General features: G+C 51.5%; 19 protein-coding genes and 1 tRNA gene. 9 read left to right on the plus strand and 11 right to left on the minus strand.

Annotated features, from left to right (window positions below; translation table 11 throughout):
* The first annotated feature begins 175 nt into the window (after positions 1-175).
* Complete coding sequence (locus DCX48_20665) at positions 176-1,030, plus strand: sugar phosphate isomerase/epimerase (protein ID QXE16713.1); 855 nt, start codon at positions 176-178, stop codon at positions 1,028-1,030.
* A 78-nt stretch (positions 1,031-1,108) separates the two neighbouring features.
* Here the strand turns inward: DCX48_20665 and DCX48_20670 are convergent, their stop codons facing one another.
* The 4 genes from DCX48_20670 to DCX48_20685 all read right to left on the minus strand — a co-directional run bounded on the left by DCX48_20670 (position 1,109) and on the right by DCX48_20685 (position 5,810).
* On the minus strand, positions 1,109-2,089 hold the full coding sequence (locus DCX48_20670) for a LacI family transcriptional regulator (GenBank protein ID QXE16714.1): 981 nt from the start codon (positions 2,087-2,089) through the stop codon (positions 1,109-1,111).
* A 124-nt stretch (positions 2,090-2,213) separates the two neighbouring features.
* A complete protein-coding gene (locus DCX48_20675) occupies positions 2,214-3,365 on the minus strand; it encodes a Gfo/Idh/MocA family oxidoreductase (GenBank protein ID QXE16715.1) in 1,152 nt (383 codons plus the stop codon).
* Positions 3,362-4,432, minus strand: coding sequence for a sugar phosphate isomerase/epimerase (locus tag DCX48_20680; protein ID QXE16716.1), 1,071 nt, complete (start codon positions 4,430-4,432; stop codon positions 3,362-3,364). Before DCX48_20680 ends, DCX48_20675 begins: the two co-directional genes overlap by 4 nt.
* Positions 4,433-4,565: 133 nt before the next feature.
* Positions 4,566-5,810 carry an MFS transporter gene (locus tag DCX48_20685; GenBank protein QXE16717.1) on the minus strand — a complete coding sequence of 415 codons (1,245 nt, stop codon included), beginning with the start codon at positions 5,808-5,810 and terminating at the stop codon, positions 4,566-4,568.
* A gap of 187 nt (positions 5,811-5,997) precedes the next feature.
* Here DCX48_20685 and DCX48_20690 point away from each other — a divergent pair, with 187 nt between their 5' ends.
* Positions 5,998-6,963 (plus strand): glucokinase, encoded by a 966-nt coding sequence (locus DCX48_20690; GenBank protein ID QXE16718.1) that lies wholly within the window; start codon positions 5,998-6,000, stop codon positions 6,961-6,963.
* An 81-nt stretch (positions 6,964-7,044) separates the two neighbouring features.
* On the opposite strand, the gene DCX48_20695 is transcribed toward DCX48_20690, so the two are convergent.
* Positions 7,045-7,866, minus strand: coding sequence for a pyridoxal phosphatase (locus DCX48_20695; GenBank protein ID QXE16719.1), 822 nt, complete (start codon positions 7,864-7,866; stop codon positions 7,045-7,047).
* A 261-nt stretch (positions 7,867-8,127) separates the two neighbouring features.
* On the opposite strand from DCX48_20695, the gene DCX48_20700 reads away from it, so the two are divergent.
* Together DCX48_20700 and DCX48_20705 are read left to right on the plus strand one after the other, a co-directional pair.
* Positions 8,128-8,215: transfer RNA gene (locus DCX48_20700), tRNA-Ser, on the plus strand.
* 298 nt (positions 8,216-8,513) lie between these two features.
* Positions 8,514-9,512: a 6-phosphogluconolactonase gene (locus tag DCX48_20705; GenBank protein QXE16720.1), complete on the plus strand. Its 999-nt coding sequence runs from the start codon at positions 8,514-8,516 to the stop codon at positions 9,510-9,512.
* A 115-nt stretch (positions 9,513-9,627) separates the two neighbouring features.
* Here DCX48_20705 and DCX48_20710 read toward each other — a convergent pair whose 3' ends face one another.
* From DCX48_20710 to DCX48_20735, 6 genes are all read right to left on the minus strand, one after another.
* Positions 9,628-10,878, minus strand: coding sequence for a hypothetical protein (locus DCX48_20710; GenBank protein QXE16721.1), 1,251 nt, complete (start codon positions 10,876-10,878; stop codon positions 9,628-9,630).
* 14 nt (positions 10,879-10,892) lie between these two features.
* Positions 10,893-11,969, minus strand: coding sequence for a sugar ABC transporter substrate-binding protein (locus DCX48_20715; protein ID QXE16722.1), 1,077 nt, complete (start codon positions 11,967-11,969; stop codon positions 10,893-10,895).
* 266 nt (positions 11,970-12,235) lie between these two features.
* Positions 12,236-12,871 carry a formate dehydrogenase-N subunit gamma gene (fdnI, locus tag DCX48_20720; protein ID QXE16723.1) on the minus strand — a complete coding sequence of 212 codons (636 nt, stop codon included), beginning with the start codon at positions 12,869-12,871 and terminating at the stop codon, positions 12,236-12,238.
* On the minus strand, positions 12,864-13,772 hold the full coding sequence (fdxH, locus tag DCX48_20725; protein QXE16724.1) for a formate dehydrogenase subunit beta: 909 nt from the start codon (positions 13,770-13,772) through the stop codon (positions 12,864-12,866). Before fdxH ends, fdnI begins: the two co-directional genes overlap by 8 nt.
* 12 nt (positions 13,773-13,784) lie before the next feature.
* Complete coding sequence (fdnG, locus tag DCX48_20730; protein ID QXE16725.1) at positions 13,785-16,832, minus strand: formate dehydrogenase-N subunit alpha; 3,048 nt, start codon at positions 16,830-16,832, stop codon at positions 13,785-13,787.
* Positions 16,833-17,111: 279 nt separating this feature from the next.
* Positions 17,112-19,142, minus strand: a complete 2,031-nt coding sequence (locus DCX48_20735; protein QXE16726.1) for a methionine--tRNA ligase — start codon at positions 19,140-19,142, stop codon at positions 17,112-17,114.
* A gap of 223 nt (positions 19,143-19,365) precedes the next feature.
* Between DCX48_20735 and apbC the strand changes: the two genes are divergently transcribed.
* The 5 genes from apbC to dcuC all read left to right on the plus strand — a co-directional run bounded on the left by apbC (position 19,366) and on the right by dcuC (position 25,490).
* Positions 19,366-20,475: an iron-sulfur cluster carrier protein ApbC gene (gene apbC, locus DCX48_20740; GenBank protein QXE16727.1), complete on the plus strand. Its 1,110-nt coding sequence runs from the start codon at positions 19,366-19,368 to the stop codon at positions 20,473-20,475.
* 179 nt (positions 20,476-20,654) lie between these two features.
* Positions 20,655-21,296: a uridine kinase gene (locus DCX48_20745; protein ID QXE16728.1), complete on the plus strand. Its 642-nt coding sequence runs from the start codon at positions 20,655-20,657 to the stop codon at positions 21,294-21,296.
* A gap of 96 nt (positions 21,297-21,392) precedes the next feature.
* Positions 21,393-21,974 (plus strand): dCTP deaminase, encoded by a 582-nt coding sequence (locus DCX48_20750; GenBank protein QXE16729.1) that lies wholly within the window; start codon positions 21,393-21,395, stop codon positions 21,972-21,974.
* Between the two features lie 63 nt (positions 21,975-22,037).
* Entirely contained in the window at positions 22,038-23,873 is a 1,836-nt protein-coding gene (asmA, locus tag DCX48_20755) for an outer membrane assembly protein AsmA (GenBank protein ID QXE16730.1), read from the plus strand.
* A 264-nt stretch (positions 23,874-24,137) separates the two neighbouring features.
* Positions 24,138-25,490, plus strand: coding sequence for an anaerobic C4-dicarboxylate transporter DcuC (gene dcuC / locus DCX48_20760; GenBank protein QXE16731.1), 1,353 nt, complete (start codon positions 24,138-24,140; stop codon positions 25,488-25,490).
* The last annotated feature ends 74 nt before the right edge of the window (positions 25,491-25,564 follow it).

Genomic DNA, 25,564 nt, shown 5'->3' on the forward strand with positions numbered 1-25,564 from the left:
CTAAGATAACAAATTGAGGATTGAGAGTGATTTTCAATTCGTTTTTTCTACCGTGTGAACAAGGTAGTCAGATAAGTTATCTCGGCTTCATTATTTTTTCATCATAAAAAGTAATCGATTACTTTTTGTTTTCACCTGTGCTACGGGATAAAAATAGGAGAAGGATATGCCTTGTATGACATTGTTACGCCGTGCGTTCGCGATACCGCTGTTGTTGATGGTTTCATCTGGTCTGGCACTTGCTGAGCGTCCAGCAGAAAATCAGAAAATAGCGTTGCAGATGTATACGCTGCGTAGCGTGAGTACGCTTGATGAGCAATTCTCTATGGCGCACAACGCTGGGTTTAAAGCGGTTGAACTCGTCGGGACGCACGGTATTAGTGCGTCAGAAATGAAGGGGTTGCTGGGGAAATATCAGTTAAAAGCCATTGCTGCACATGTCCAGCTTGGCGAACTGAAAAGTAATATGGCTGAGGTTGTGGCCTTTAACAAAGCAATCGGCAACCGCATGATTATCGTGCCGTGGCTAAATGTTGAAGACCGACCGAATAGCGCAGAGGGATGGCAGCGCTTTGGTACAGAAATGAACGACCTTGGGCGTGAACTGAAGAAGCAGGGTATGCAGCTGGCTTATCACAACCATAATTTTGAGATGAAGAAGTATCGCGGCAAAACGGCGCTGGAAATTATGTTAGATGCCGCAGAGCCAGAGAACCTGATGCTGGAAATGGATGTTGCCTGGGTATCCCTAGGAGGGCAGGATCCTGCGCGCCTTCTGCGCCAGTACAAAGGCCGTATCTACTCGATTCATGCGAAAGACAATACCTCCATCGGTATCCGCGATGATGAAATGAACTTTGCTCCACCGGGCGAGGGCATTTTGGCGTGGGAAGAGATTCTCCCAGCGGCGGCCAAAGCGGGCACCCAATGGTTTGTTGCTGAGCATGATTTGCCGAAAGATCCGCAGGCCATTATTTCCGCCGCCTACCAGTCGTTATATGAAAAACTGAGTAAGGTAAAAAGTAAGTAAGAAATAGAGATATCAACCTGCGGTCAGCGAACCGCAGGCTGTCAAAGTGGGGTTAATGAACGGTGTATTCTGCGTGGGTTAGCTGGATGCCCGTTCGACAAACGTCCATTCCAGTAAACGCTTTTCTGTTTCGCTGGCAGGTTGGTCAATCTGTTGTAACAGTAACTTCACGGCTTCTCTGCCGATATGCGCAGACGGCTGCTGAATAGTGCTGAGCTGCGGTGAGGTGATGTAGCCCAGTTCCGAACCGTCGAAACCGATCACGGCAATATCCTGTGGCGCGCGCAGTCCGGCCTCATTAATTGCCGATAATGCGCCTGCTGCCAGCGTGTCGGATACCACAAAGACGGCATCCGGGCGTTCTGGGGCGTGAAGTAGCGCGGTCATTGCCGCTTTTCCGCCTTCATAGCTCAGCGCATTAGCGTATTCGACTTTGCCATAATCAAACGCATTTTCTGCGATAACGTCGCGATAGCCTTTCTCTCGTTGCTGGGCATAGAGGTAATTCATATCGTGGTTAATCATGGCGATACGGCGGCGGCCTTTGCCAATAAAGTGATTAATGACGAAACGGGACGCCTCTGCATCATCAATACCGACGGATGAAACGGCGGAGGTATCATCATGCTCGGCGCATTGTACCCAAGGCGCGGTGCCAATCATGTCCTGAAGCGCTGACAGCGTCGAAATGGCGTCCATGGTAATCACGCCATCGACCATTTTACCGGACAGCAGTTGCAGGCTGGAGTGGGCGCGAACGATATCAGAGCCGGAATTGCATAGAAGTATGCGGTAGCCATTTTCTTCCGCTTCCGCCTCAATGCCTTTTACCACATCGGCGCAGAAAGGGTTGGCAATGTTGGAAACCATGACCAAGAGCATGTGGCTGCGTGCGGTACGTAGCTGTCGGGCTAGTAAATTCGGCTGATAGTTACTGTTTTTTATCGCATTGAGAACACGTTCCCGGTTTTGCGGCTTCACGGTATCAATGTTGTTCAACACCCGTGAAACCGTTGCGACCGAGACACCCGCTATCCGTGCTATTTTTTGAATCGACATAATTCAGAAGGCACTCACGCTACTTATGCTTGGCTGAGCAGATTACCATAAATATCTCTGGCTGCATCCCGCGGGCGTTGTACCTGCGGGATGAATGCCATAAGAGAATGAGCGGCCTGATGCCTTAATCGGCGACCTTCACCCACGCTTGCTGCTGGTGACTTTGCACGATGGCATCAATGATGAACATGATGTTCGCACCATCGTAGAAGGTGGCGAAATTGAACGGATCGACGCCGGGTTTTTTACCATCGCGCAGGTAGGTGTAAAAATTCGCCATCATATTTTTGAACGCATCCGGCCAGCCCTCGATATGCCCACCGGGGAAATGGACTGCGGCGGCGGCTTCTGGGTTTAGCAACGATGGATCGTCCGACAACAGCTGATTGGGTTTATCTCTATGGCCGATCCATAGCTGCTGCGGTGTTTCCTGATCCCAGGCCAGCGATTGCTCGCTACCATTCACTTCGAACGTCAGGCGGTTTTTCCGGCCTGCGCTGACCTGAGAAACGGTAAACGATCCGCGGCTACCATCATCAAAGCGCAGTAAAACGGTCGCGTAATCTTCGGTTTTAACCGGTTTGTCGTCGTACTCGGGCGGTCTATCGGATGATGAGAACGTGGCGGTGCCATTCCGATTAGATTTGCGGATCGGATGGACGATAGCGAAATCTGCGAAGACTTCGACAATTTTCCGGCCGGAAATAAACTGTACCGTATCGCACCAGTGTGAGCCGATGTCGGCTACTGCACGGGAAATACCACCGTACTCGGGTTCAACACGCCAGTTATAGTCGGTGTCGTGCAGCATCCAGTCTTGCAGATAGCCGCCGTGCACCGCAAAGAGTCGGCCTATTTCCTGACGCTTAATCATGCTGGCTGCCTGCTGCACCATGCCAAATTGGCGATAGACAAAGCTGACGCCGTGGACAACCCCTTTTTCTTCTGCCAGTGCGACCAGTTCACGCGCTTCTTCGCTGGTCATACACAGCGGCTTTTCCGAAAAAACGTGTTTGCCTGCCTGAATAATCTGCTTATTGATCGCTGCATGGAGATGGTTTGGCGTGCAGTTGTGGATGGCATCGATGTCTGGGTGATTTAACAAATCAGCGACGCTGCCGTAGGCATGAGGAATGTTGAGCTGCCGGGCTTTCTGTTGAGCGACATCCAGCGAGTTTTCCGCCAGCGCCACCACGTCAACAAAGCCGAGGCGACGAATTGCCTCTATATGTGCCGGGCCAATAAAACCGGAACCAATAATGCCAACGCGGATCATTCTGCATCCTCCTCTTTTAATCCCAACATTTTTCTTACCAACGGACGATCGTCGCTGGTGGCAGCAAAATCGTCAAAGGCGCGCTGAGCGACGGGAATAATGTGGCGATTGATGAACGCCGCACCTTCTTTCGCACCACAGTTGCTGTCTTTCAGGCAGCATTCCCACTCAAGCACCGCCCAGCCGTCGTAATCGTATTGGGCAAGTTTGCTGAAGATAGCGCCAAAATCGATCTGTCCATCTCCCGGTGAACGGAAGCGCCCGGCGCGTTCAGCCCATGACTGATAGCCGCCGTAGACGCCGCTTTTGCTCGATGGAGTAAATTCCGCATCTTTCACATGGAACGCTTTGATTCGCGCATGGTAGCGATCGATAAAACCGAGGTAGTCCATCTGCTGTAAATGCATATGGCTGGGATCGTAAAGAATGTTGGCGCGCGGGTGATGATTGACGACATCAAGGAAGCGTTCAAAAGTTACGCCGTCGTGTAAATCTTCGCCGGGATGTAGCTCGTAACACACATCCACGCCGTGCTCGTCAAAACAGTCGAGGATCGGCGTCCACAGTCGGCCGAGTTCTTTAAAGGCTTCCTGAATCAGGGCTTCTTTACGCGGTGGCCACGGGTAAAAATAAGGCCAGGCCAGCGCGCCGGAAAATGTGGCGTGGGCGTTGAGCCCTAGGCGTGAAGAGGCTTTTGCCGCCTGCTTTATTGCTGAGATGGCCCACTGCTGGCGAGCTTGTGGATTGCGGCGGTAGGCTGGTGGGGCGAAATCGTCAAAAGCATCGTCATAAGCAGGGTGGACGGCAACAAGTTGTCCTTCCAAATGAGTCGACAGTTCGCTGATGGTCAGCCCGTGCTGTGCCAGCAGGCCTTTCACCTCATCACAGTACGTTTGGCTGTCGGCGGCGGTGGCTAGGTTGAATATATGCGGATGGTTACAGGGAGTTTGCAGCGCTTTAAAGCCTAATCCGGCTGCCCATTGCGCCAGATTTTCCAGCGAGTTAAAGGGAGCCTGATCGCCAATATACTGGGCGAGAAAAATACCCGGTCCTTTTAACGTTTTCATTATTACCTCCTTTGGCAACGGGGTGTGGTTATCAATACCGTTGCACGATTGCGATAGCAGTAGTGGAGAAAACGGGATGAGTGCATTAAGCGGCCTCATCCCGTTTTCTCCTTAAATAATCGGTATCAGACGGTTAGGCCTGCTCCTCTTTATATTTGAACGAGAAGAGGAAAATGATGGCGATAGCGGCAGCGGCGACCGCAGGGATCCACCAGAAAGAGGTCCAGATTGCGGGCTCATTTAGCGTGCCGTTGTCGAAGAGACGGTTATAAATCGCACCGGAAACCTGCGATCCCAGCAGCATGCCAATTCCGTAGGTGAACAGAACCACCAGACTTTGGGCCTGACCTTTGATTTTTTCCCCGGCGATGCGGTCGGTGTAGATGAAGCCAATGACGAAGAAAAAGTCATAGCACACGCCATGGAGAAGGATGCCGATATAGAGCAGCCAGCGGGTTTCTTCGTTCACGCCGAGTGCGAAGAATGCGTAACGTACGAACCACGCCAGCATGCCGATGAACAGCATGTATTTCACACCCAGTCTTCTAAACAGCAGCGGGATGATCAGCATGAAGAAGATTTCGGACATCTGGCCGAACGACATAGCGGTACTGACGTTGCTGATGCCGACATCGCTCAGGAAGGAGGCGGTGTAAGCATAGTAGGTGCCTAGTGGAATCGAGATCAGCATGGCGCAGATGGCAAACACCAGGAAATGGCTTTTCTTCAGCAGCGCAAATGCATCGGCACAGAACAGATCGCGTAATGCCAGCGGTGAGCCTTTTGCGGGCGCTGGAGTATGTGGCAGCGTCAGGCTGTAGGCTGCCAGAATGGCGGAGCAAGCGGAGGCAACGTAGAAAATATTGACGCTTGCGGCGATGCCAGCCATCCCGATGCAGACCCCGGCAACGATCCAGCCGATCGTGCCGAAAACCCGCACAACGGGAAAGCTTTTTTCACTGTTACTCAGGCTATGAAATGCAATGTTGTTAGTTAACGCCAGCGTTGGCATAAAGCACAGCGTGTAGGCGAACAGGAGTATCAGCAGTTGGGTGCCGTTCTCGCTGGTCAACGCACTGGGAACAAACCATAAAATGATGGCCCCGATCAGGTGCAGCAGCGCCATGACTTTCTGTGAGGGGAAGAAGCGATCGACCACCATACCCAACACAAACGGAGAAAGGATCGAGGCGATCGGTCCGGCAGAGAAGGCGTCGCCAATCATGGCAGCCAGATTATGCTGTGTCATAACCAAGCCCAACGTAACCGACCATGAACCCCAGATGAAGAACTCTAAAAACATCATGAGTGACAGTCTGGGAACGACGAAGGCCGGTTGTAACGATTTGGTAGCTGTGTTTTCAGATGAAGAAACCATGCGGTATCCCTCTTAAAAGTAATCGATTACAATCTGTGTTTTTTAAATGTAATCGATTACTTTTAACTTAACCGCAGCTTTTAGCCGTAAATGAGATCCTTATCACTAGAAAGTTATATAGCCATAGCGTAGTTGGCTGTTTTCGCGCAATGATCGGGTATCTGCTTTTATTGAGGGGAAAAGAAGAATGACGCACTTTGTTTTAGTGGGCGATGTCGGCGGCACCAATACGCGTTTGGCGCTGTGTGACGCCATTACGGGCGAATTGTCGCAAATTGAGACTTATTCCGGGCTGGATTTCCCTTCTCTGGAAGGGGCGATCCGCGATTATCTCGATTCGCGGCAGGCCACGGTGCAGGATGCCTGTATCGCGATTGCCTGCCCGATTACCGGTGACTGGGTAGCGATGACGAACCACACCTGGGCATTTTCCATCGCTGAAATGAAAGCGAGTCTGGGTTTACGCCACTTTGAGGTTATCAACGATTTTACTGCTGTTTCCATGGCGGTTCCGGTGATGGGGCGTGAGAGTTTGCTCCAGTTCGGTGGTGGGGAACCTGTGCCGGGTAAGCCCGTTGCCGTGTATGGCGCAGGCACGGGGCTTGGTGTCGCTCATCTGGTTCATGTTGCCAACCAATGGGTCAGCCTGCCGGGTGAAGGTGGGCATGTGGATTTCGCGGCCAATAGCGATGAAGAAGACAACATTCTGGCTATTTTGCGCCAATCGTTGGGGCATGTTTCTGCTGAGCGTTTGCTGTCTGGCCAGGGGCTGGTGAACATTTATCGCGCTATCGTGCTGTCCGACAATCGTACACCTGAGGCGCTGGAGCCGAAGGATATTACCGAACGTGCTGTCAACAATACGGATGTAGATTGTCGTCGCGCGCTGTCGCTATTCTGCGTCATTATGGGGCGCTTCGGTGGCAATCTGGCGTTAAATTTAGGCACGTTTGGCGGTGTTTATATTGCTGGCGGCATCGTACCGCGCTTTCTGGAGTTTTTTAAAGCCTCTGGCTTTCGGGCGGCTTTTGAAGACAAAGGACGGTTTAAAGGCTATATGCAGGATATCCCTGTGTACCTGATTACCCATGAACAGCCAGGATTAATGGGGGCAGGGGCTTACCTGCGACAGGTGCTGGGTAGCGCGCTGTAAGTCTTTCAATAGTCGAACGCAATCAGGAAAAGCGACGTGATTGTCTAATACCACTCGCTTGCCTGATTGCGTCACCGTTAGTTATGCCAGAATACGGGTGCGGATAACCTCTGCGATGCTGGGTTCTTCATTGCTGCCAATCACCAGATCAGCACGAGCCTTGATCTCGTCGGCGCTGTTGCCCATTGCGACACCTAGTCCTACGCCTTCCAGCATGCTGATATCATTAAAGTTATCTCCAAATGCCACGACGTCCTTCATGCTGATACCCTGCTCGCCGAGCCATTGCTGAAGCAGTTTACCCTTGCTGTTGCCGGTTTGGGCGATATCAACCTGATCCTGCCATGACCATTCGCAGGCCAATCCCAGCCGTTTTTCCACTTCCGCAGCGAAATTATTCAGCGTAGGGACATCGGCATGTGTGGTTGCGAATTTCCAGATGTCGTGAGACGCCTCCGTTTGACGCACCAGATTTTCCACCTGTGCGAAGCGCGGGCGCTGCTGCTCCGGCAGGCTAGAAGCCCATGCCAGCGTGCGGACCACGTGGCCGGTAGGATACTGGTAATACATGTCGTCATCAGCATACATCAGCCCGTGAATATCAAATTCCTCTAGCAGCGTGATGACATTTTTTGCCTGATCGGCAGAGAGCGGATTGGTGTGCGACGCTCGGCCCTGCTGGTAATCATAGACGTAGGTGCCGTTACAGCAGATCGCAGGCGTATCCAACTGCAATCCCTGATAAAAAGGGTGGATTGCTGAGTGGTGACGCCCCGTGACGATCATGACTTTTATGCCTTGCTGACGGGCCAGCGCGAGTGCGCTAAGAGATTCAGGGAGGATTTTTTTCTGTTGATTCAGTAGCGTACCATCAAGATCAAGTGCAATTACTCGGTAGGTCATAGTTGTCTCGCAAATAAAAATGTGGGTATCAAATTACCTCTACGATAAAGGACACGGCGAAAAATAGACAGATAACAGCGAGATAAAAGTGTCTGGTTGGCTTGGTTGCGAAGTATCCGGTGCTGTGGGATGAAATGGGTTAATACGGGATATCATTGTCTATTTTCTATTCTTTCAACGGCTTATCATCTATTTTTTAAGCAATCAATCACAACATGGCTTTACAATACGCGGCGTACTGTTTATAGTGCGCGTCATTGCGGAGGAGTGGCCGAGTGGTTGAAGGCACCGGTCTTGAAAACCGGCGACGCGAAAGTGTTCTAGAGTTCGAATCTCTACTCCTCCGCCACTTTCAATATTTCCCCATGTCTCTTCTTGTTATCCTCTTATCTTCCATTGATATTCTGCACCATCACTTTTTATCACCCATTCAGTTTTGCTGCATCATCAGCGCCGTTAGCTAAATCAATGATTACTTAAATCAGCCACTGCTTAAATCAATAGTAGCCTTGCGATGTCTCTGTAGAATAGAGTGATTGGTCATTAATGGTATATGTGCGCCAAGGTGAGCCAGTTCGTTATCCTTTCAATGAACCTCTTCTGAGCTTTCCTGTGCCGCCACATTCGCGTGAAATAAGGAGAATACGATGCAGCAAGTTGTTTATGTCGCCAGCCCAGAAAGCCAGCAGATTCATGTTTGGCAGCTCGGTGCTCAGGGAAATCTGACATTATTGCAAACCGTTGAAGTCCCAGGACAGGTCCAGCCGATGGCGATTGCGCCAAATAAGCGCCACCTGTATGTCGGTGTTCGTCCTGACTTCAGGGTTCTGAGCTATCGTATTGATGAACAGGGTAAATTGACGGAAGCGGGCGTTGCATCCTTACCGGGTAGCCCGACGCACTTGTCTACCGATAACGATGGACGTTTCCTGTTCAGCGCGTCTTACAGCGGCGCCTGCGTTAGCGTTAGCCCGATTGATGCTGACGGCATTGTCGGCGAGCCGACTCAGCAACTGGACGGATTGGAGGGGTGTCACTCTACCAATATCGATCCAACCAATACCGTCGTGTGGGCACCGTGTCTGAAAGAAGACCGTATTCGTTTGTACGATCTGGGTACAGCGGGTGAACTGAGCATACATCGTCAGGCTGAAATGACGACGGTATCGGGTGCTGGTCCGCGCCATATGGCTTTCCATCCGAATCAGCGCTTTGCCTATTGCGTGAATGAACTGGACAGCTCAGTCGATGTGTATCAATTGGATGCAGCCAGCGGCGACGTGCAGAAAGTACAAACGCTGGATGCCATGCCTGCTGGCTTTAGCGATACGCGCTGGGCGGCAGATATTCACATCACGCCGAATGGCAATTTCCTGTACATCAGCGATCGTACTGCCAGTTTGTTGAGCGTTTTCCAGATATCTGAAGACGGCAGCACGTTAACGCTGACGGGTCATCAGCCGACCGAAACGCAGCCGCGCGGTTTCAATATCGATCACACCGGTGAGTTCCTGATTTCAGCGGGGCAGAAGTCTCAGCATATTGAGGTGTATCACATCGATCAGCACACGGGCGATCTGCAACCGCTGGCGCGTTACGCCGTCGGTCAAGGTCCAATGTGGGTGGCGGTGCTGGCGCTGGATTAAGTAAGCGAAGCACAACATTAAGATTAAGCCCTGCGTTTATCCGCAGGGCTTTTTTGTCGCTAATGTTGTGAAACGTTGATGCTGTGAAGTGCTGATTTGTGTACAGGGTCGGCAATTAACCCCGGTATTCGATAATCGACAAGCCCGCGTTGTAATCTGTGCTGTAGATGATGCCGTCGGCATCAACAAACACATCGCAAGACTGAATGATCTGCGGTCTACCGGGACGTTTATCGACCATTGTGGCTGGTGCGGCAGGCACAAGCGCACCAGTTTCTTTCGGCTGATACGGATTACTGATGTCGTAAGCCCGTACTCCTGCGTTTTGATACGTGGCGAAAATCAATGATGAACTGATGAAGCTGCCGGGTCGATTTTCATGCAGGTTATGTGGGCCAAAGTGCGCGCCTTTCTTCACATAATCCGCCTCTTTCGGCTGGGGAAAGGTGGCGATGCTGACCGGATTACTCGGTTCACGAATATCGAACACCCAAATCAATTTCTCGCCATCTTCCTGATTATCCAATACCGCTTCATCCAATACGATCAACAGATCGCGATCCGGCAGCGGTAGCGCCGTGTGTGTGCCACCGCCAAACGGCGGGCTCCAGTTACGGTGGCTGATGAGCTGTGGATGGGTACGATCGCTCACGTCCAGTAGCGTCAACCCGCCATCGCGCCAGCTTCCGTAGGCGGTGTCACCGCTGATGATGGCATGGTGAAGCGCGTAACGCTTGCCTTCAGGCCAGCTTGCGGTCTCCCCGCCAGCGTTGTGCATACCGGGTAACCAGTAACGCCCGGCAACTTCAGGGCGCTGCGGATCGGCCAGATCGATAGTCAGAAAGATGTAGTCGCTATAGCCGTCGAGCAAAGCGGAAACATAGGCCCAACGCCCACCCATGTACCAGATGCGGTGAATGCCGATGCCGTCTAACGGCAGGAAGCTGATTTCACTCGGTTTATCCGGCGTTGAGATATCGAAAATTCGTAATCCGGCGCTCCAGCTTTTGCCTTGCTGTTTGGTACTGACCGTATCGGCGACGGAGCGGGTGTAATAGACCTTTTCCTCGGCGAAGCTGGCGTCGGCAAACAAATCGCGCGCATTGACGACGAGCAGGAGGTCATCATGTGTTTGCAGATGAATATTCCAGGTGCCGGGCGGGGCAGCAATAAACCCCGCTGGCTTGGGATTCTTGGCATCGCGCACATCCACAATCGACACGCCTTGTGAAACCATGTGCCCGATGTAAGCGTAGCCGCGATGAACCATCACCTGCACGCCATCGGGTCTGCCGCCCTGATCGCTGTGTCCAATCAGCCGCATATTGCGGCTGTAATCGGGTGTTGGCAGAGGAGTCGATGCCATGAGTTACCTCCGTATTATTTCGCCTGTTTGGCTTCCAGTGTAGCAAACCACGGTGCGATAAAATCATCCGTATGGCCCCAACCTGGGATGATTTTTGCCAATCCGGCGACGTTGACCGCGCCTGGCTGGCTGGCTAACAGCGCCTGTGGAATCGAGGCAGCGCGGAACTCGTAGGTTGCAGGCGTTGGTTCACCGGCAATCTTGTTGGCAACCAGACGCAGGTTCACTTTACCGATCAACTTAGGATCGACGGCCACGCTGACTTTCCACGGGCTGCTCGCTTCGCGCATCAACTGTAAATCCTGATTGGAGATGTCGATGCTATATAGCTTGATTTCAGTCCGGCCATTTTCTTTCAATGCCTTATAAGCACCTTGGCTGAAGGCATCCCACGATCCCCAGATTGCATCAATTTTGCCTTTCGGATACTTCGCCAGTACTGCGCCGACTTTATTGGCGGTATCACCCTGTACGTCAGAGGACACAGCGCCAATCGATTCCAGCTCTTTGATGCCGGGGTTGGCTTTCAGGATCTGTTGATAAGCGAGCTGGCGGCGTTCCATCGGCGGGAAGCCTGCGACCCATAGCTTGATGATATTGGCTTTGCCGTTGAAGTCCTTAACCAGTTGGCCGAAGGATTCGTTAGTGAGTGAGGCGTCATCCTGCTGTGTGACAGTCACGCCCGGAATCTGGCCGTTCACGGCGGTATCAAACACGGAAACGGCAATACCGCTGTCGACGATGCGCTTAATCAAATCGGTAGAGTAGGGATCGCGGCCCTGTGACAGGATAATGCCATCATATTTCTGGCTAATGGCCTGATTCACGAAATCCTGAAAACGGGCGTCATCGCCGTTGCTCAAGAACGTGCTGACCTTGAAGCCCAGCTTTTTACCCTCTTCGAGCACGCCGGAAACAAACTGTGTAGTGTTGTCGTCCGATCCCAAATTGCGGATAACGGCGATCCGAACCGGACCATTATGATTGGCGATAGCGGCCGGAACAGGGGCAATGGTGGCGCTCTGATTAGCCAGTGCCGGTAATGCTGTCAGTAAGCTCAGTGCAAGCAGGGCAGGCGTAAATTTCTTCATTATCAGCTCCGTGGCGTTTTATAAATTGATGTTGTGTCGATGACAGTATTGTTATGTAGTTTGCGTTACTACTTATAGCTGTCTTTATGTCTGGATGTCTATTTAAAAATAATACTGCATCATAGCCGTTGAGCGATAGCCGAGAAAGAGGGGATGATTATGATTTTTGGGTTTAAGTTATAACGATTAGTGCTGACTGCGGATGCAAAGAAAAATGCCCGCGAGGCGGGCATTTGAGGAGAGCTGTTAGATGAGGAAAGAGTGAATTATTTCTTCGTTTCTTTCTCTTCCATTTCACGCGCCCAGCGCGGGTGGTGCTTACTCGCCCAACGTTTGGAGACCTTGCCTTCAATCATGCCCTTAATCGAGCCTTTAACCCAGAATGCCATGTACATGTGGATCAGGATGGCATGGATCAGCACGATAGCCGCCGCAGCGTGAATCAGAATAGCGTAGCGCACGATATCAATCGGGAAAAGGTGGGCAAAATAAGGACGCCACATGATAACCCCGGTGATCAGCAGTACCAGCGTCAGCCCCATAATGCTCCAGAACATCAGCTTCTGGCCTGGGTTGTATTTACCCACCTGAGCCACTTCATGTTCATTACCTTTCAACACTTCAATAATGTTGAGGAACCACGGCAGATCGCGTTTCTTCGGAATGTTATGGCTAACAAAGCGGAAGAACATTGGGATCAGACAGATAACGATCAGCACGCCAAAGAACGGGTGCAGAATACGCCCCATTTGCGGCGTACCAAACGTCTGCGTCAACCATTGCAGGGTTGGGAAAAACAGAGCAATCCCTGAGAGCGCGACCAGGAAAAAGCTAATCACCACAATCCAGTGACAGATGCGATCGATAAACTTGGTGCGCAAAATCATTTTTGGTTTACTCATGTTTGTCTCCCCCTTCTTTGTCTTCTTCCTCGTGCTCATGCTCCATTTCTTCTGTGTTCGGACCTACACCGATGTAGTGGAACATTAACCCAGCAAAGGTGGCGACAAACCCTAACGCAGAGAGCGGCTTCAGAATGCCTTTCCACAGATTGACCGGTGTGGAAATTTGCGGGTCATCCGGCAGGTTGTGATAGAGCGATGGTCTGTCTGCGTGGTGCAGAACATACATCACATGCGTACCGCCTACGCCCTGCGGATCGTAAAGACCTGCGTGTTCGTAACCACGGCTTTTCAGATCGGCGATGCGTTCTTCTGCCAGATGCTTCATCTCTTCTTTCGTACCGAAACGAATGGCACCGGTCGGACAGGTTTTCACACAGGCAGGCTCTTGCCCAACGCTAACCCTGTCGACGCACAGCGTACATTTGTAGACGCGGTTATCTTCTTTATTCAGACGTGGAATATTGAACGGGCAACCGGCGATGCAATAGCCGCAGCCGATACAGTTTTCGGACTGAAAATCGACGATACCATTGGCGTACTGGATGACTGCGCCAGCGGAAGGACAAGCTTTCAGGCAGCCTGGGTCGCTACAGTGCATACAGCCATCTTTACGGATCAGCCATTCCAAACGATCGTTCTCTTCCACTTCGGAAAAGCGCATCAGCGTCCAGGATTTAGCGCTCAGATCCGCGGGGTTATCATAAACCCCGAGGTTATGACCGACTTCGTCACGAATGTCGTTCCACTCTGAACAGGCCACCTGACAGCCTTTACAGCCGATACAGGTGGTGACATCGATCAGTTTTGCCACTTCGCTTTTGTCATTACGCACATGCGGAGGCGGTGTAAAGCCGTTGGTGGCCGAGCGTTTAATAATATCTTGTGATTGCATTGACATAGTTGGCTACCCTTACACCTTCTCTACATTAACCAGAAACGCTTTGTATTCAGGCGTTTGTGAATTAGCGTCGCCGACGCTCGGGGTGAGTGTATTAGCCAAGAACCCTTTACGCGTGGTTCCCTCATAGCCCCAGTGGCAGGGAATACCAACGGTTTCCACGCTGTGTCCGGCAATTTCCAGCGTTTTGATACGCTTGGTAACGACCGCTTTGGCTTTGATGTAGCCACGTTTGCTGGAGACTTTGACTTCATCGCCCGCTTTGATGCCTTTGCTCTTCGCCAGATTTTCACCGATCTCAACAAACTGCTCTGGCTGCACAATCGCGTTCAAACGCGCATGTTTTGTCCAGTGGCGGAACAATTCGGTAATCGAGTACGTGGTTGCCACGTAAGGGAAGTCCTTCGCGGTGCCCATCGTTTTCGCATCACGTGCAAATAAACGCGCTACCGGGCTGGAAATCACCGATGGATGCAGCGGATTAGTGCCGATAGGTGACTCGATCGGTTCGTAGTGTTCAGGGAACGGCCCGTCTACCAGTTTGTCCACAGAGAACAGACGTGCCAGACCTTCTGGCAGCATGATGAACGGCCCGGTGTCCTTGCCCGGCGGTACGGTGGCTCCGAAATCCGGTACATCAATGCCTTGCCATCTTTGGCCGTTCCATTCCAGCAATTTACGCTTGCTGTCCCACGGTTTACCTTGCAGATCAGCGGAGGCGCGGTTGTAGAGGATGCGGCGGTTTTGCGGCCAGCACCATGACCAGTTCGGCGTGCAGCCCAGACCGGCATCAGCATTGTCGCGTTTATCCATCTGGTTACCGGCCTCTGTCCAACTACCGGCGTAGATCCAGCAGAAACTTGACGTCGTACCGTCATCACGCAGCTGTGAGAAATCAGCAAGCTGCTGGCCTTTTTTCAGGAGCAGTTTGCCGCTGTCGTCGTAGATATCGGCCAGCGCCATACCGTTGGCTTCGCGGGCGATCTCTTCCGGCGTTGGATCTTCCGGGTCTTTATAGTTCCAGTTGATGTTCATCAACGGATCGGAATACGCACCGCCTTCTTCGTTATACAGTTCACGCAGGCGCATCAGCAGCTTACCGAGGATTTTGCCGTCGTGATGGGCTTCTCCTGGTGGCTCGGCCGCCGCCCAGTGCCATTGCAACCAGCGACCGGAGTTGGCGATAGAACCATTCTCTTCGGCAAAGCAGGAAGAAGGCAGGCGGAAGACTTCAGTCTGAATGGACTTCGTATCCACATCATTGAATTCGCCGTAGTTCTGCCAGAACGTGGACGTTTCAGTGATCAATGGATCGATGATGACCATATACTTGAGTTTGGAGAGAGCTTCGGTCGCTTTGTTTTTGTTGGAGAACGCGGCAACGGGGTTAAAGCCCTGAACGATGTAGCCGTTCATTTTGCCTTCTACCATCAGCTCGGTTTGCACCATGATGTCGTAGCTGCGATCCCACTTCGGTAACCAGTCATAACCCCAGTTATTCGCAGCCTGAGCGTGATCGCCGTAGAAGCTCTTCATCATACTGATAAAGAATTTTGGCGTGTTTTTCCAATAGTTAACCTGATCGGGCAACAGCGCTGTTGGCGTAATTTGCGTGAGATAGGTTTTCAGATCCGGCTGTTTTTCTGACGGGAGTGGCATATAGCCCGGCAGGTTTGTCGTTAGCAGACCGAGGTCGGTATAGCCCTGAATATTGGAGTGACCGCGTAGGGCGTTGATGCCGCCACCTGCCATGCCGATATTGCCCAGCAGAAGCTGGATCATTGCTGCTGAGCGGATAATCTGCGCACCGTTAGTGTGGTGCGTCCAGCCCAGTGCATACATGAAGGTGGCGGTTTTATTTGGCACACAGGTTTCGGCCAGCGTGCGGCAAATGGTTTCATAATCTTTGGCTGACGTACCGCACAGAGAGGTCACCATTTCCGGTGTATAGCGGGAAACGTGCTTTTTCAGCAGGTTCCAGACGCAGCGTGGGTGAGACAGCGTGTTATCACGCTTGGCAAAACCAGATTCATCCAACTCATACTGCCAGCTGGATTTATCATATTGGCGAGTTTGCTCATCGTAGCCGCTGAACAAGCCTTCGTCGAAGCTGAAATCTTCACGTACGATCAGGCTGGCGCTGGTGTAGGACACCACGTATTCGCGATGAATTTTCTCATGTGTGATGAGGTAGTTAACGATGCCGAGCAGGAAAGCCGCATCGGAACCCGCGCGAATTGGTGCATACAGATCGGCAACGGCTGCGGAACGGTTAAAGCGTGGATCGACAACAATCAATTTTGCATTATTGTGCGTTTTCGCTTCAACTGCCCATTTGAAACCAACCGGGTGCGCTTCTGCCGGGTTACCGCCCATCACGATAATGACGTTGGCGTTTTTGATATCAACCCAGTTGTTGGTCATCGCGCCACGGCCGAATGTCGGTGCCAGCGCGGCAACGGTTGGTCCGTGACACAAGCGAGCCTGACAGTCGATGGCAACCATGCCGAGTGAGCGGGCAAATTTCTGGTCGAGAACACCGGTTTCATTACTGGCGGCAGAAGAACACAGCATGCCGGTAGTCAGCCAGCGGTTGACGGTTTCGCCTTTCGCGTTGGTGCGTTGGAAGTTGGCGTCGCGGTCAGCTTTCATCAGGCGCGCGATGCGTTCAATCGCGTCGTCCCAGCTGATTCGTTGCCATTTATCTGAGCCCGGCGCACGGTATTCAGGGTAGAGCAGGCGGTTTTCGCTGTGGATATAGTCAACCAGGCCCGCACCTTTCGGGCAAAGGGAGCCGCGGCTGACTGGGTGATCGGCATCACCTTCGATATGAAAAATGGAGGGTTTTGCATTCTTGGCGCCATCGCCCAAGCTATACATGAGCACACCACAACCGACCGAACAGTATGTGCAGTTGTTACGCGTCTCTTTCGCCCGTAATAGTTTGTATTGACGTACAGATGCCATTGCTTCCGTGGGTGTAAAGCCTAATACCGCGAGAGTGGTTCCAGCCATCCCCCCCGCGCAAACTTTAAAGAAACCTCTTCTATTCAGTTGCATTAGTTTCCCTGTGTAATTATGTGTCATTTTTGTTGCGAGCAATTTAACAACACACAAAATGTGGGCTTTGCGCAAAATCAAAATTTAAGTATTTAAATCCCCATTACACCTACAAAGAGGTATGTTTTTTATTCGCTATATATTGTAATGCATAACGTTTTTGTTATTTCATGGTTACAAGTTATGCAGAGTGACGAATCGGTCGGAGGGGAATAAGCGGATATTTGTGGAGGAATTGTTGCAAAAAAAGCCGGATAAGAATCCGGCTTGATGTGGTTTTTATTTGACCTGCATACCAGGTTGAGCGCCGCTGTCTGGGCTCAACAGGAAGATATCTTTCCCGCCAGGACCCGCAGCCATCACCATACCTTCTGATATACCGAAGCGCATTTTACGCGGTGCCAGATTGGCGACCATCACGGTTAAACGGCCTTCCAGCTTAGCCGGATCGGGATAAGCCTCACGAATGCCGGAGAAGACCTGGCGAGTTTCGCCGCCCAAATCCAACGTCAGACGTAATAGCTTGTCAGAACCGTCAACAAGTTCGGCCTGCTTAATCAGCGCAATGCGCATATCGACTTTGGCAAAATCGTCAAAGTTAATAGTGTCTTGCACTGGGTTGTCTGCCAACGGGCCCGATACGACGTTTTGCGCTGTGACCATGTCTTCTTTAGACGCATCAACCATTGCGCTGACTTTATCCAGATCGATGCGATTGAACAGTGCTTTGAATGGATTGACCTGATGGCTTAGCAGCGGGGTGGAGATAGCATCCCAGCTCAGTTCCGTGTTCAAAAATGCTTCTGTGCGTTGCGTCAGCGCAGGCAGAACTGGCTTCAGGTACGTCATCAATACGCGAAACAGGTTGATACCCATTGAGCAAATGGCTTGCAGATCGGCATCCCGACCTTCTACTTTCGCCACCACCCAAGGCGCTTGTTCGTCAACATAGCGGTTGGCGATATCCGCCAGTGCCATGATCTCACGAATGGCACGCCCGGACTCACGACTGCTGTAGGCCTCCGCAATGCTGGCACCAGCATCGGTGAAGGTTTTGTACAGCTCGGCATCTGCTAGTTTGTCCGCCAGTTTGCCGTCAAAGCGTTTGCTGATGAAACCCGCATTACGCGATGCCAGATTCACAACCTTGTTTACGATGTCAGCATTCACGCGCTGGACGAAATCTTCCAGATTGAGGTCGATATCATCAATGCGAGAAGACAGTTTTGCGGCGTAGTAATAGCGCAGGCAATCGGCATCCAAATGTTGCAGGTAGGTGCCCGCTTTAATGAAGGTGCCGCGTGATTTAGACATTTTGGCACCGTTGACCGTGACATAGCCATGCACGAACAGATTCGTTGGCTTACGGAAACCGCTGCCTTCCAACATGGCCGGCCAGAACAGGCTGTGGAAATAAACGATGTCTTTACCGATGAAGTGATACAAATCCGCGTCTGAGTCTTTCTTCCAGAAATCATCGAAATTCAGATCGCCACGTTTGTCGCACAAGTTTTTGAACGAGCCCATGTAGCCGATTGGCGCATCCAGCCAGACGTAAAAATATTTGCCCGGCGCATCAGGGACTTCAAAACCGAAATACGGCGCATCGCGGGTAATATCCCACTGTTGCAGACCCGAATCGAACCACTCCTGCATCTTGTTGGCGACTTGCTCCTGCAATGCACCTGAACGCGTCCAGGCTTGCAGCATGTCGCTGAAAGCCGGTAGATCGAAGAAGAAGTGTTCTGATTCACGCATCTCCGGCGTCGCACCAGAAACCGCGGACTTCGGTTCGATCAGCTCCGTTGTGCTGTAGGTTGCGCCACAGACTTCACAGTTATCGCCATATTGATCGGCAGCCTTACATTTCGGGCAGGTGCCTTTAACGAAACGATCCGGCAGGAACATACCTTTCTCTGGATCGTACAACTGAGAAATCGTGCGGTTTTTAATAAAACCGTTCTCTTTCAGACGACCATAAATCAGACCTGACAGCTCACGGTTCTCTTCGCTATGCGTAGAGTGGTAGTTGTCATAACTGATATTGAAGCCGGCAAAGTCCTGTTGATGTTCCTGACTCATTGCCGCAATCATCTGTTCTGGCGCAATTCCCATCTGCTGCGCTTTCAGCATGATTGGCGTGCCGTGGGCGTCGTCCGCACAGATAAAGTGAACCTGGTTGCCGCGCATTCGCTGGTAACGAACCCAGATATCGGCCTGAACGTGTTCAAGCATATGACCGAGGTGAATCGAACCATTAGCGTAAGGCAGCGCGCACGTTACCAAGATTTTCTTTGCGACTTGAGTCATGAGGAACTTGCTTTCTTTTGTGAATAGAGGGAGATCGATGTTAACCGATAGCGCCTTGCTGCGTAAACCGCTGGCGTGAGTAAAAACGGTAGGAAACACCCTGGCAGATTCTATTTTGCGTAGCGTTTCCACGTTTTTGATGCCGAAGGGCGTCAGGTGACTATGGCTCTGATATGCTATACACGATCTCAACGGTAAAATATGAGAATTTCAAGGAGCCGGAATGAACGCTACAGTCCCCGAACAACGTCCTGAAGCATTGCGTGCGATGGTCACCGGGGTTTTATCTACTTTTCAGCACCCGACACTGAAAAATAATCTGACGACACTGAATGCGCTACGCCATTGTGCGTTGCTGGATAATGTATTGCACATCGAACTGACGATGCCGTTTGTATGGCTCAGTGGTTTGGCAGTATTAAAAGAAACGGTTAGCGATGAGTTATTACGTTTATCAGGCGCGAAGGCAGTCGAATGGCGCTTAACGCACGATATCGCTACGCTGCGCCGGGTTAACGATCAAGCTGGCGTGAAGGGCGTGAAAAACATCATTGCTGTCAGTTCTGGTAAAGGTGGGGTCGGCAAATCGAGTACGGCGGTCAACATGGCGCTGGCATTGGCAGCAGAAGGCGCGAATGTGGGCATTCTGGATGCCGATATCTATGGCCCTTCCATTCCTACCATGCTGGGTTCTGCCAGTGAGCGTCCCACTTCGCCTGATGGACAACACATGGCGCCGATTATCGCGCACGGCCTGGCAACCAACTCGATTGGTTATCTGGTGACGGACGATAATGCGATGGTGTGGCGTGGCCCGATGGCCAGTAAAGCGTTATTGCAATTGCTACAGGATACGCTCTGGCCGGATCTGGATTATCTGGTGTTAGATATGCCGCCGGGCACGGGTGATATCCAACTGACGCTGGCGCAGAGTATTCCTGTCACCGGTGCAGTTGTCGTGACGACGCCACAGGATATCGCGCTGATGGATGCCATGAAGGGCATCGCGATGTTTGAAAAAGTCAGCGTGCCGGTGCTGGGTATCGTTGAGAACATGAGCGTACATATTTGCAGCAATTGTGGTCATCTGGAGCCAATCTTCGGCACGGGCGGCGCGCAGAAGCTGGCGGAAAAATATCACTGTTCTCTGTTAGGTCAGCTTCCGCTACATATCTCCCTGCGTGAAGACCTTGACCGTGGTGAGCCGACTGTGGTTAGCCAGCCGGACAGTGAGTTTACTTCCCTGTACCGTGAACTGGCGGGACAGGTTGCCGCTCAACTCTACTGGCAGGGTAACGTTATCCCCAGTGAGATTTCTTTCCGAGCGCTGTAACGCTTCTATCAATGCCGGGCATCGTCCCGGCTTGTTGAATGTGTCAGTGCCTTGTTTCCCCTGATGCAATACGCGGAAAGGGTGGCGTGAAGGGGGCTAACTCCCTATAATTGCCGCGTCAAAGCGCCTGTTGGCGCATTCCCCTCTCTTTTATTTATGTTAATCAGGTCGTTAATACCATGACTGATCAGTCTCACCAGTGCGTCATCATCGGGATCTCAGGGGCGTCCGCTTCGGGTAAAAGTCTTATTTCCAGCACCTTGTATCGTGAATTGCGCGATCAGGTTGGTGATCAGCATATCGGGGTGATATCTGAGGACAGTTATTATAAAGACCAAAGCCACCTGACCATGGAAGAGCGGGTAAAAACCAACTATGACCACCCAAGCTCGATGGATCACAGCCTACTAATCAAACATTTGCAGATGCTGAAATCCGGTCAGGCCATCGAAGTCCCGCAGTACAGCTATGTCGAGCACACCCGTAAACAGGAAACAGTGCATATTGAACTGAAAAAGGTCATTATCCTGGAAGGTATCCTGCTGCTGACGGATGCGCGCCTGCGCAATGAGATGAATTTCTCTATTTTTGTCGATACTCCACTGGATATTTGCCTGCTGCGCCGTATGCGTCGCGACGTTAATGAGCGAGGCCGTTCAATGGACTCCGTGATGGAACAGTATCAAAAGACCGTGCGCCCAATGTTCCTGCAATTCATCGAACCCTCTAAGCAGTATGCCGATATTATCGTGCCGCGTGGCGGGAAAAACCGCATTGCGATTGATATTTTGAAAGCGAAGATAAGCCAGTTTTTTGAGTAGTGGATACCCGTCATACCATCACGTTACACCGCTAATGCGGATGCAACGTGAAGCGTAGCAGTATCTGATAGATACCACTGTCGAATGGAGAATAAGATGAGACTGTGTGACCGTGACATTGAAGCCTGGCTGGATGATGGCCGACTGGTGATTACACCCCGTCCGCCGACTGAGAGGATCAGTGGCGCGACCGTTGATGTTCGTTTGGGAAATCAGTTTCGCGTATTCCGTGGGCACACAGCGGCTTTCATTGACTTAAGCGGCCCGAAGGATGAAGTCAGCGCTGCGCTCGAACGCGTCATGAGTGATGAGATTAATTTGCCGGAAGGTGAGGCGTTTTTCCTGCATCCGGGAGAATTAGCCCTAGCAGTAACGCTTGAGTCTGTCACGTTGCCGGATAATTTGGTTGGCTGGCTGGATGGTCGTTCTTCGTTAGCCCGTCTGGGATTGATGGTTCACGTCACCGCACACCGTATTGATCCAGGTTGGCAAGGAAGAATTGTGCTGGAGTTCTATAATTCAGGTAAGTTGCCGTTGGCGTTACGCCCCGGCATGATGATTGGCGCACTGAGTTTTGAACCGCTTTCCGGGCCGGCTGCTCGTCCGTACAACCGCCGTCAGGATGCCAAATATAAAGATCAACAGGGTGCGGTAGCGAGCCGGATCGATAAAGACTGAGCGTTTGGCGACAGGCCTGTAACGTAAAAAGCAGGTAGCCGTGCGTTTCGCAATGAGGATGGCATGAGAAGATTTCTGACGACGCTGGCAATTCTGCTTGTGGTGCTGGTGGCAGGAATGACGGCTTTGGTCGTACTGGTTAATCCCAATGACTTCCGCGCTTATATGGTGAAGCAGGTTGAGGAACGTAGCGGCTACCGCCTGCAACTGGACGGCGATCTGCGCTGGCACGTATGGCCGCAACTGAGTATTTTATCTGGCGGTATGTCATTAAGTGCGCCCGGTTCTAGTGCGCCAATTGTCAGTGCTGAGAATATGCGCCTTGATGTGCAACTGTGGCCGCTGCTGTCGCACAAGCTGGCAGTCAAACAGGTGATGCTAAAAGGGGCCATTATTCGCCTGACGCCGGAAAGTGAAGCCAAACAGTCTAACACTGCGCCAATTGCCCCTATGGGGTCGCAGGCCCCATCTGAAGAACGACGCTGGCGGCTGGATATCGATAAGATAAAAGTTGCCGATAGCCTGTTGATTCTGCAACGTAGTAATAATGAACAGATTAATGTTCGCGATATTAATCTTGCGATGGAGCAGAGCAGCGATCGCCAGATCAGCATCGAATTATCTAGCCGTATCAATCGCGATCAGCGCGATATTGCCTTCTCTCTTGCCGCAGATGTCGATTTGCTACATTTCCCTCAGCAGGTAAATGCCAATATCACCAAACTGGATTATCAACTTCAGGGGGCGGGGATACCGGCAAACGGTATCAGCGGGACGGGAAGTGTACAGGCGAGTTATCAACAGCAGCCTGAAAAAATCACGTTTAGTCAGCTTTCACTCAATACCAATAATAGCCAGTTGTCTGGGGTGGGTAGCGTGACCTTGGGTGATGTCCCTCATTATGAATTGGAGCTGTTGTCTGAAAAACTGGATTTGGATTCTCTACTGGGGATTGCGTCGGTAAAAGAGAACAGCGCCCCTACGGTGGCGGTTAAACCGTCAGCTCCCGTTATTTCAAATGAAAGTGGCACGGCTAAGCCAGAAGATAGCCTACAGCAATTCACCGCTCGTCTGTCGTTACAGGCAGCATCACTGGTTTACCGTGGGCTTAATGTCCGACAATTTACGCTACGGGCAGACAATCAGCTGGGGTTGTTAGACATCACTACCTTAAGTGGCGAACTGGGGGATGGACATTTCTCATTACCCGCTAAAGTCGTGACAAAATCAGCAACCAACATCACGCTACGGCCTGACCTCAAGGATATTGAGCTTGCTCAGTTGATGTCCGCATTGGCGCTGTCTTCCGAGACGGTCAGCGGGAAATTGTCGATGGTGGGACAATTTAGCGGAAACAGTATTGCGCTGCCTGCATTGCTCCAGCAATGGCAAGGAACGGCGACGCTGCAAGCCAAGAATGTACGTCTACAGGGCTTAAACATTCAGCAAATGGTGCAGATGGCGGTGGCGCGTAGCAACGGAAATGTGCGAGGACAAGAGCGCTACGAGCGTTATACCGAACTGCAACAGCTGACAGGGAAAGTACAGTTGAACGCAGGTAAATTGCGCCTTACCGATCTCAATGGTCACTCAGAGCTGCTGTCGCTAAGTGGTGTAGGACAATTCGATTTGCCAGCTCAGACGTGTGACGTCAACGTGAATGTCTCTATCACGCAGGGGTGGCAGGGCGATGAGCAACTGGTCAGCGTGTTGAAAAACACAGCGATCCCGTTACGCGTCTATGGCGAGTGGGATAAATTGAACTACCAGTTACAGGTGGATCAATTGCTGCGTAAACGTCTACAGGACGAGTTGAAGAAACGCCTAAATGACTGGGCCAGCCAAAATCAGCAAAACCAGAAGGGCAAAGATCTGAAGCAACTGCTCGACCGCCTTTAAGTTTCAGAAGTGCTGCGTTCTTGGCCGATTTGCTGATTCTCGTCAGCAAATCGGCAGCGTCTCCCTAATGTTTTCCCTTACTCTGTCATCCTTTCCCAGCCCGCCTTTGTGCTCGATGTCTCTTTTTTAACGCTGCATATTAATATTTTTCTCTTTTTTTATTTTCTAAAGCAGTAAACTCCGCTCCCTGTTTTCGGTGCGGTGAGATTCCGCTGCCGGGGAATTTCTGTCAGATAATTTATTACTCAGGTATCGAAACTCACTATGCTCGAACTTTTGATTGGTGTTGCTGTAACGATTCTGGTTGGTCGTTACATTATAAAAGGGTATTCCGCGACGGGCGTGTTGCTGGTGGGAGGCCTCTTACTCTTGGCAATCAGTGCCATGCTGGGGAAAAACATATTGCCAGCCAGTGCGAAGGCGACGGGCTGGAGCGCTACGGATATTTTTGAATACGTAAAAATTTTGCTGATGAGCCGCGGTGGCGATCTCGGCATGATGATTATGGTGCTGTGTGGGTTTGCGGCTTACATGACGCACATCGGGGCGAATGATGTCGTCGTTAAGTTGGTTTCACGCCCGCTTAAAATGATCAACTCGCCTTATTTGCTGATGATTGCGGCCTATTTTGTCGCCTGTTTGATGTCGTTGGCGGTGTCATCGGCCACTGGGCTGGGCGTGTTATTGATGGCAACGCTGTTCCCTGTCATGGTGAATGTCGGGATTAGCCGCGGTGCTGCTGCGGCAATCTGTGCATCCCCTGTGGCGTTGATCCTGTCGCCAACGTCGGGCGACGTGGTGCTTGCTGCTCAGGCATCGCAGATGAAATTAGTGGATTTCGCCTTTAAGGCCACGCTGCCCATTTCCATCATTGCTATCGTGTGCATGGCCATCGCACATTTCTTCTGGCAGCGCTATTTGGACAACAAAGAGAATGCTAGCCATGAGATTCTGGATGTCAGCGAGATCACGACGAATGCTCCGCGTTTTTACGCCATTCTGCCGTTTACGCCTATCATGGGCGTACTGGTATTTGATGGCAAATGGGGGCCGGAGCTTCACATTATCACCGTACTGGTTATCTGTATGGTGTTGACCGCGGTGCTGGAGTTTGTCCGTTCATTCAATGCGCAAAAAGTATTTGATGGGCTAGATGTAGCTTATCGCGGCATGGCCGATGCTTTCTCTAGCGTCGTAATCCTGCTAGTTGCTGCTGGTGTTTTTGCTCAGGGACTTGGCACAATTGGCTTTATCAGCGGACTGATTGGCCTCGCGCAGTCATTTGGCAGCGGTGGGTTGGTGATTATGCTGGTGCTGGTGGTAATCACGATGCTGGCGGCTATGACGACGGGTTCGGGCAATGCGCCGTTTTATGCGTTTGTTGAGCTGATTCCAAAGCTGTCGTCACAAATGGGTATCAACCCTGCCTATCTGGCCATTCCGATGCTTCAGGCTTCCAATTTAGGACGTACCATTTCTCCGGTATCCGGCGTGGTGGTTGCGGTGGCGGGGATGGCGAAGATATCGCCGTTTGAGGTGGTGAAGCGCACATCTGTTCCTGTTCTGGTCGGGTTGATTGTGGTGGTGGTTGCCACAGAAATTATGATACCCGCGTGATAACACATAGCAAACAGCCCCTACCGATCTGGAAGGGGCTGTGAGTGAGCATGGTGTCGGCTGTGTTACATCGT

Source organism: Pectobacterium atrosepticum (genome assembly GCA_019056595.1).
Lineage (GTDB): Bacteria > Pseudomonadota > Gammaproteobacteria > Enterobacterales > Enterobacteriaceae > Pectobacterium > Pectobacterium atrosepticum.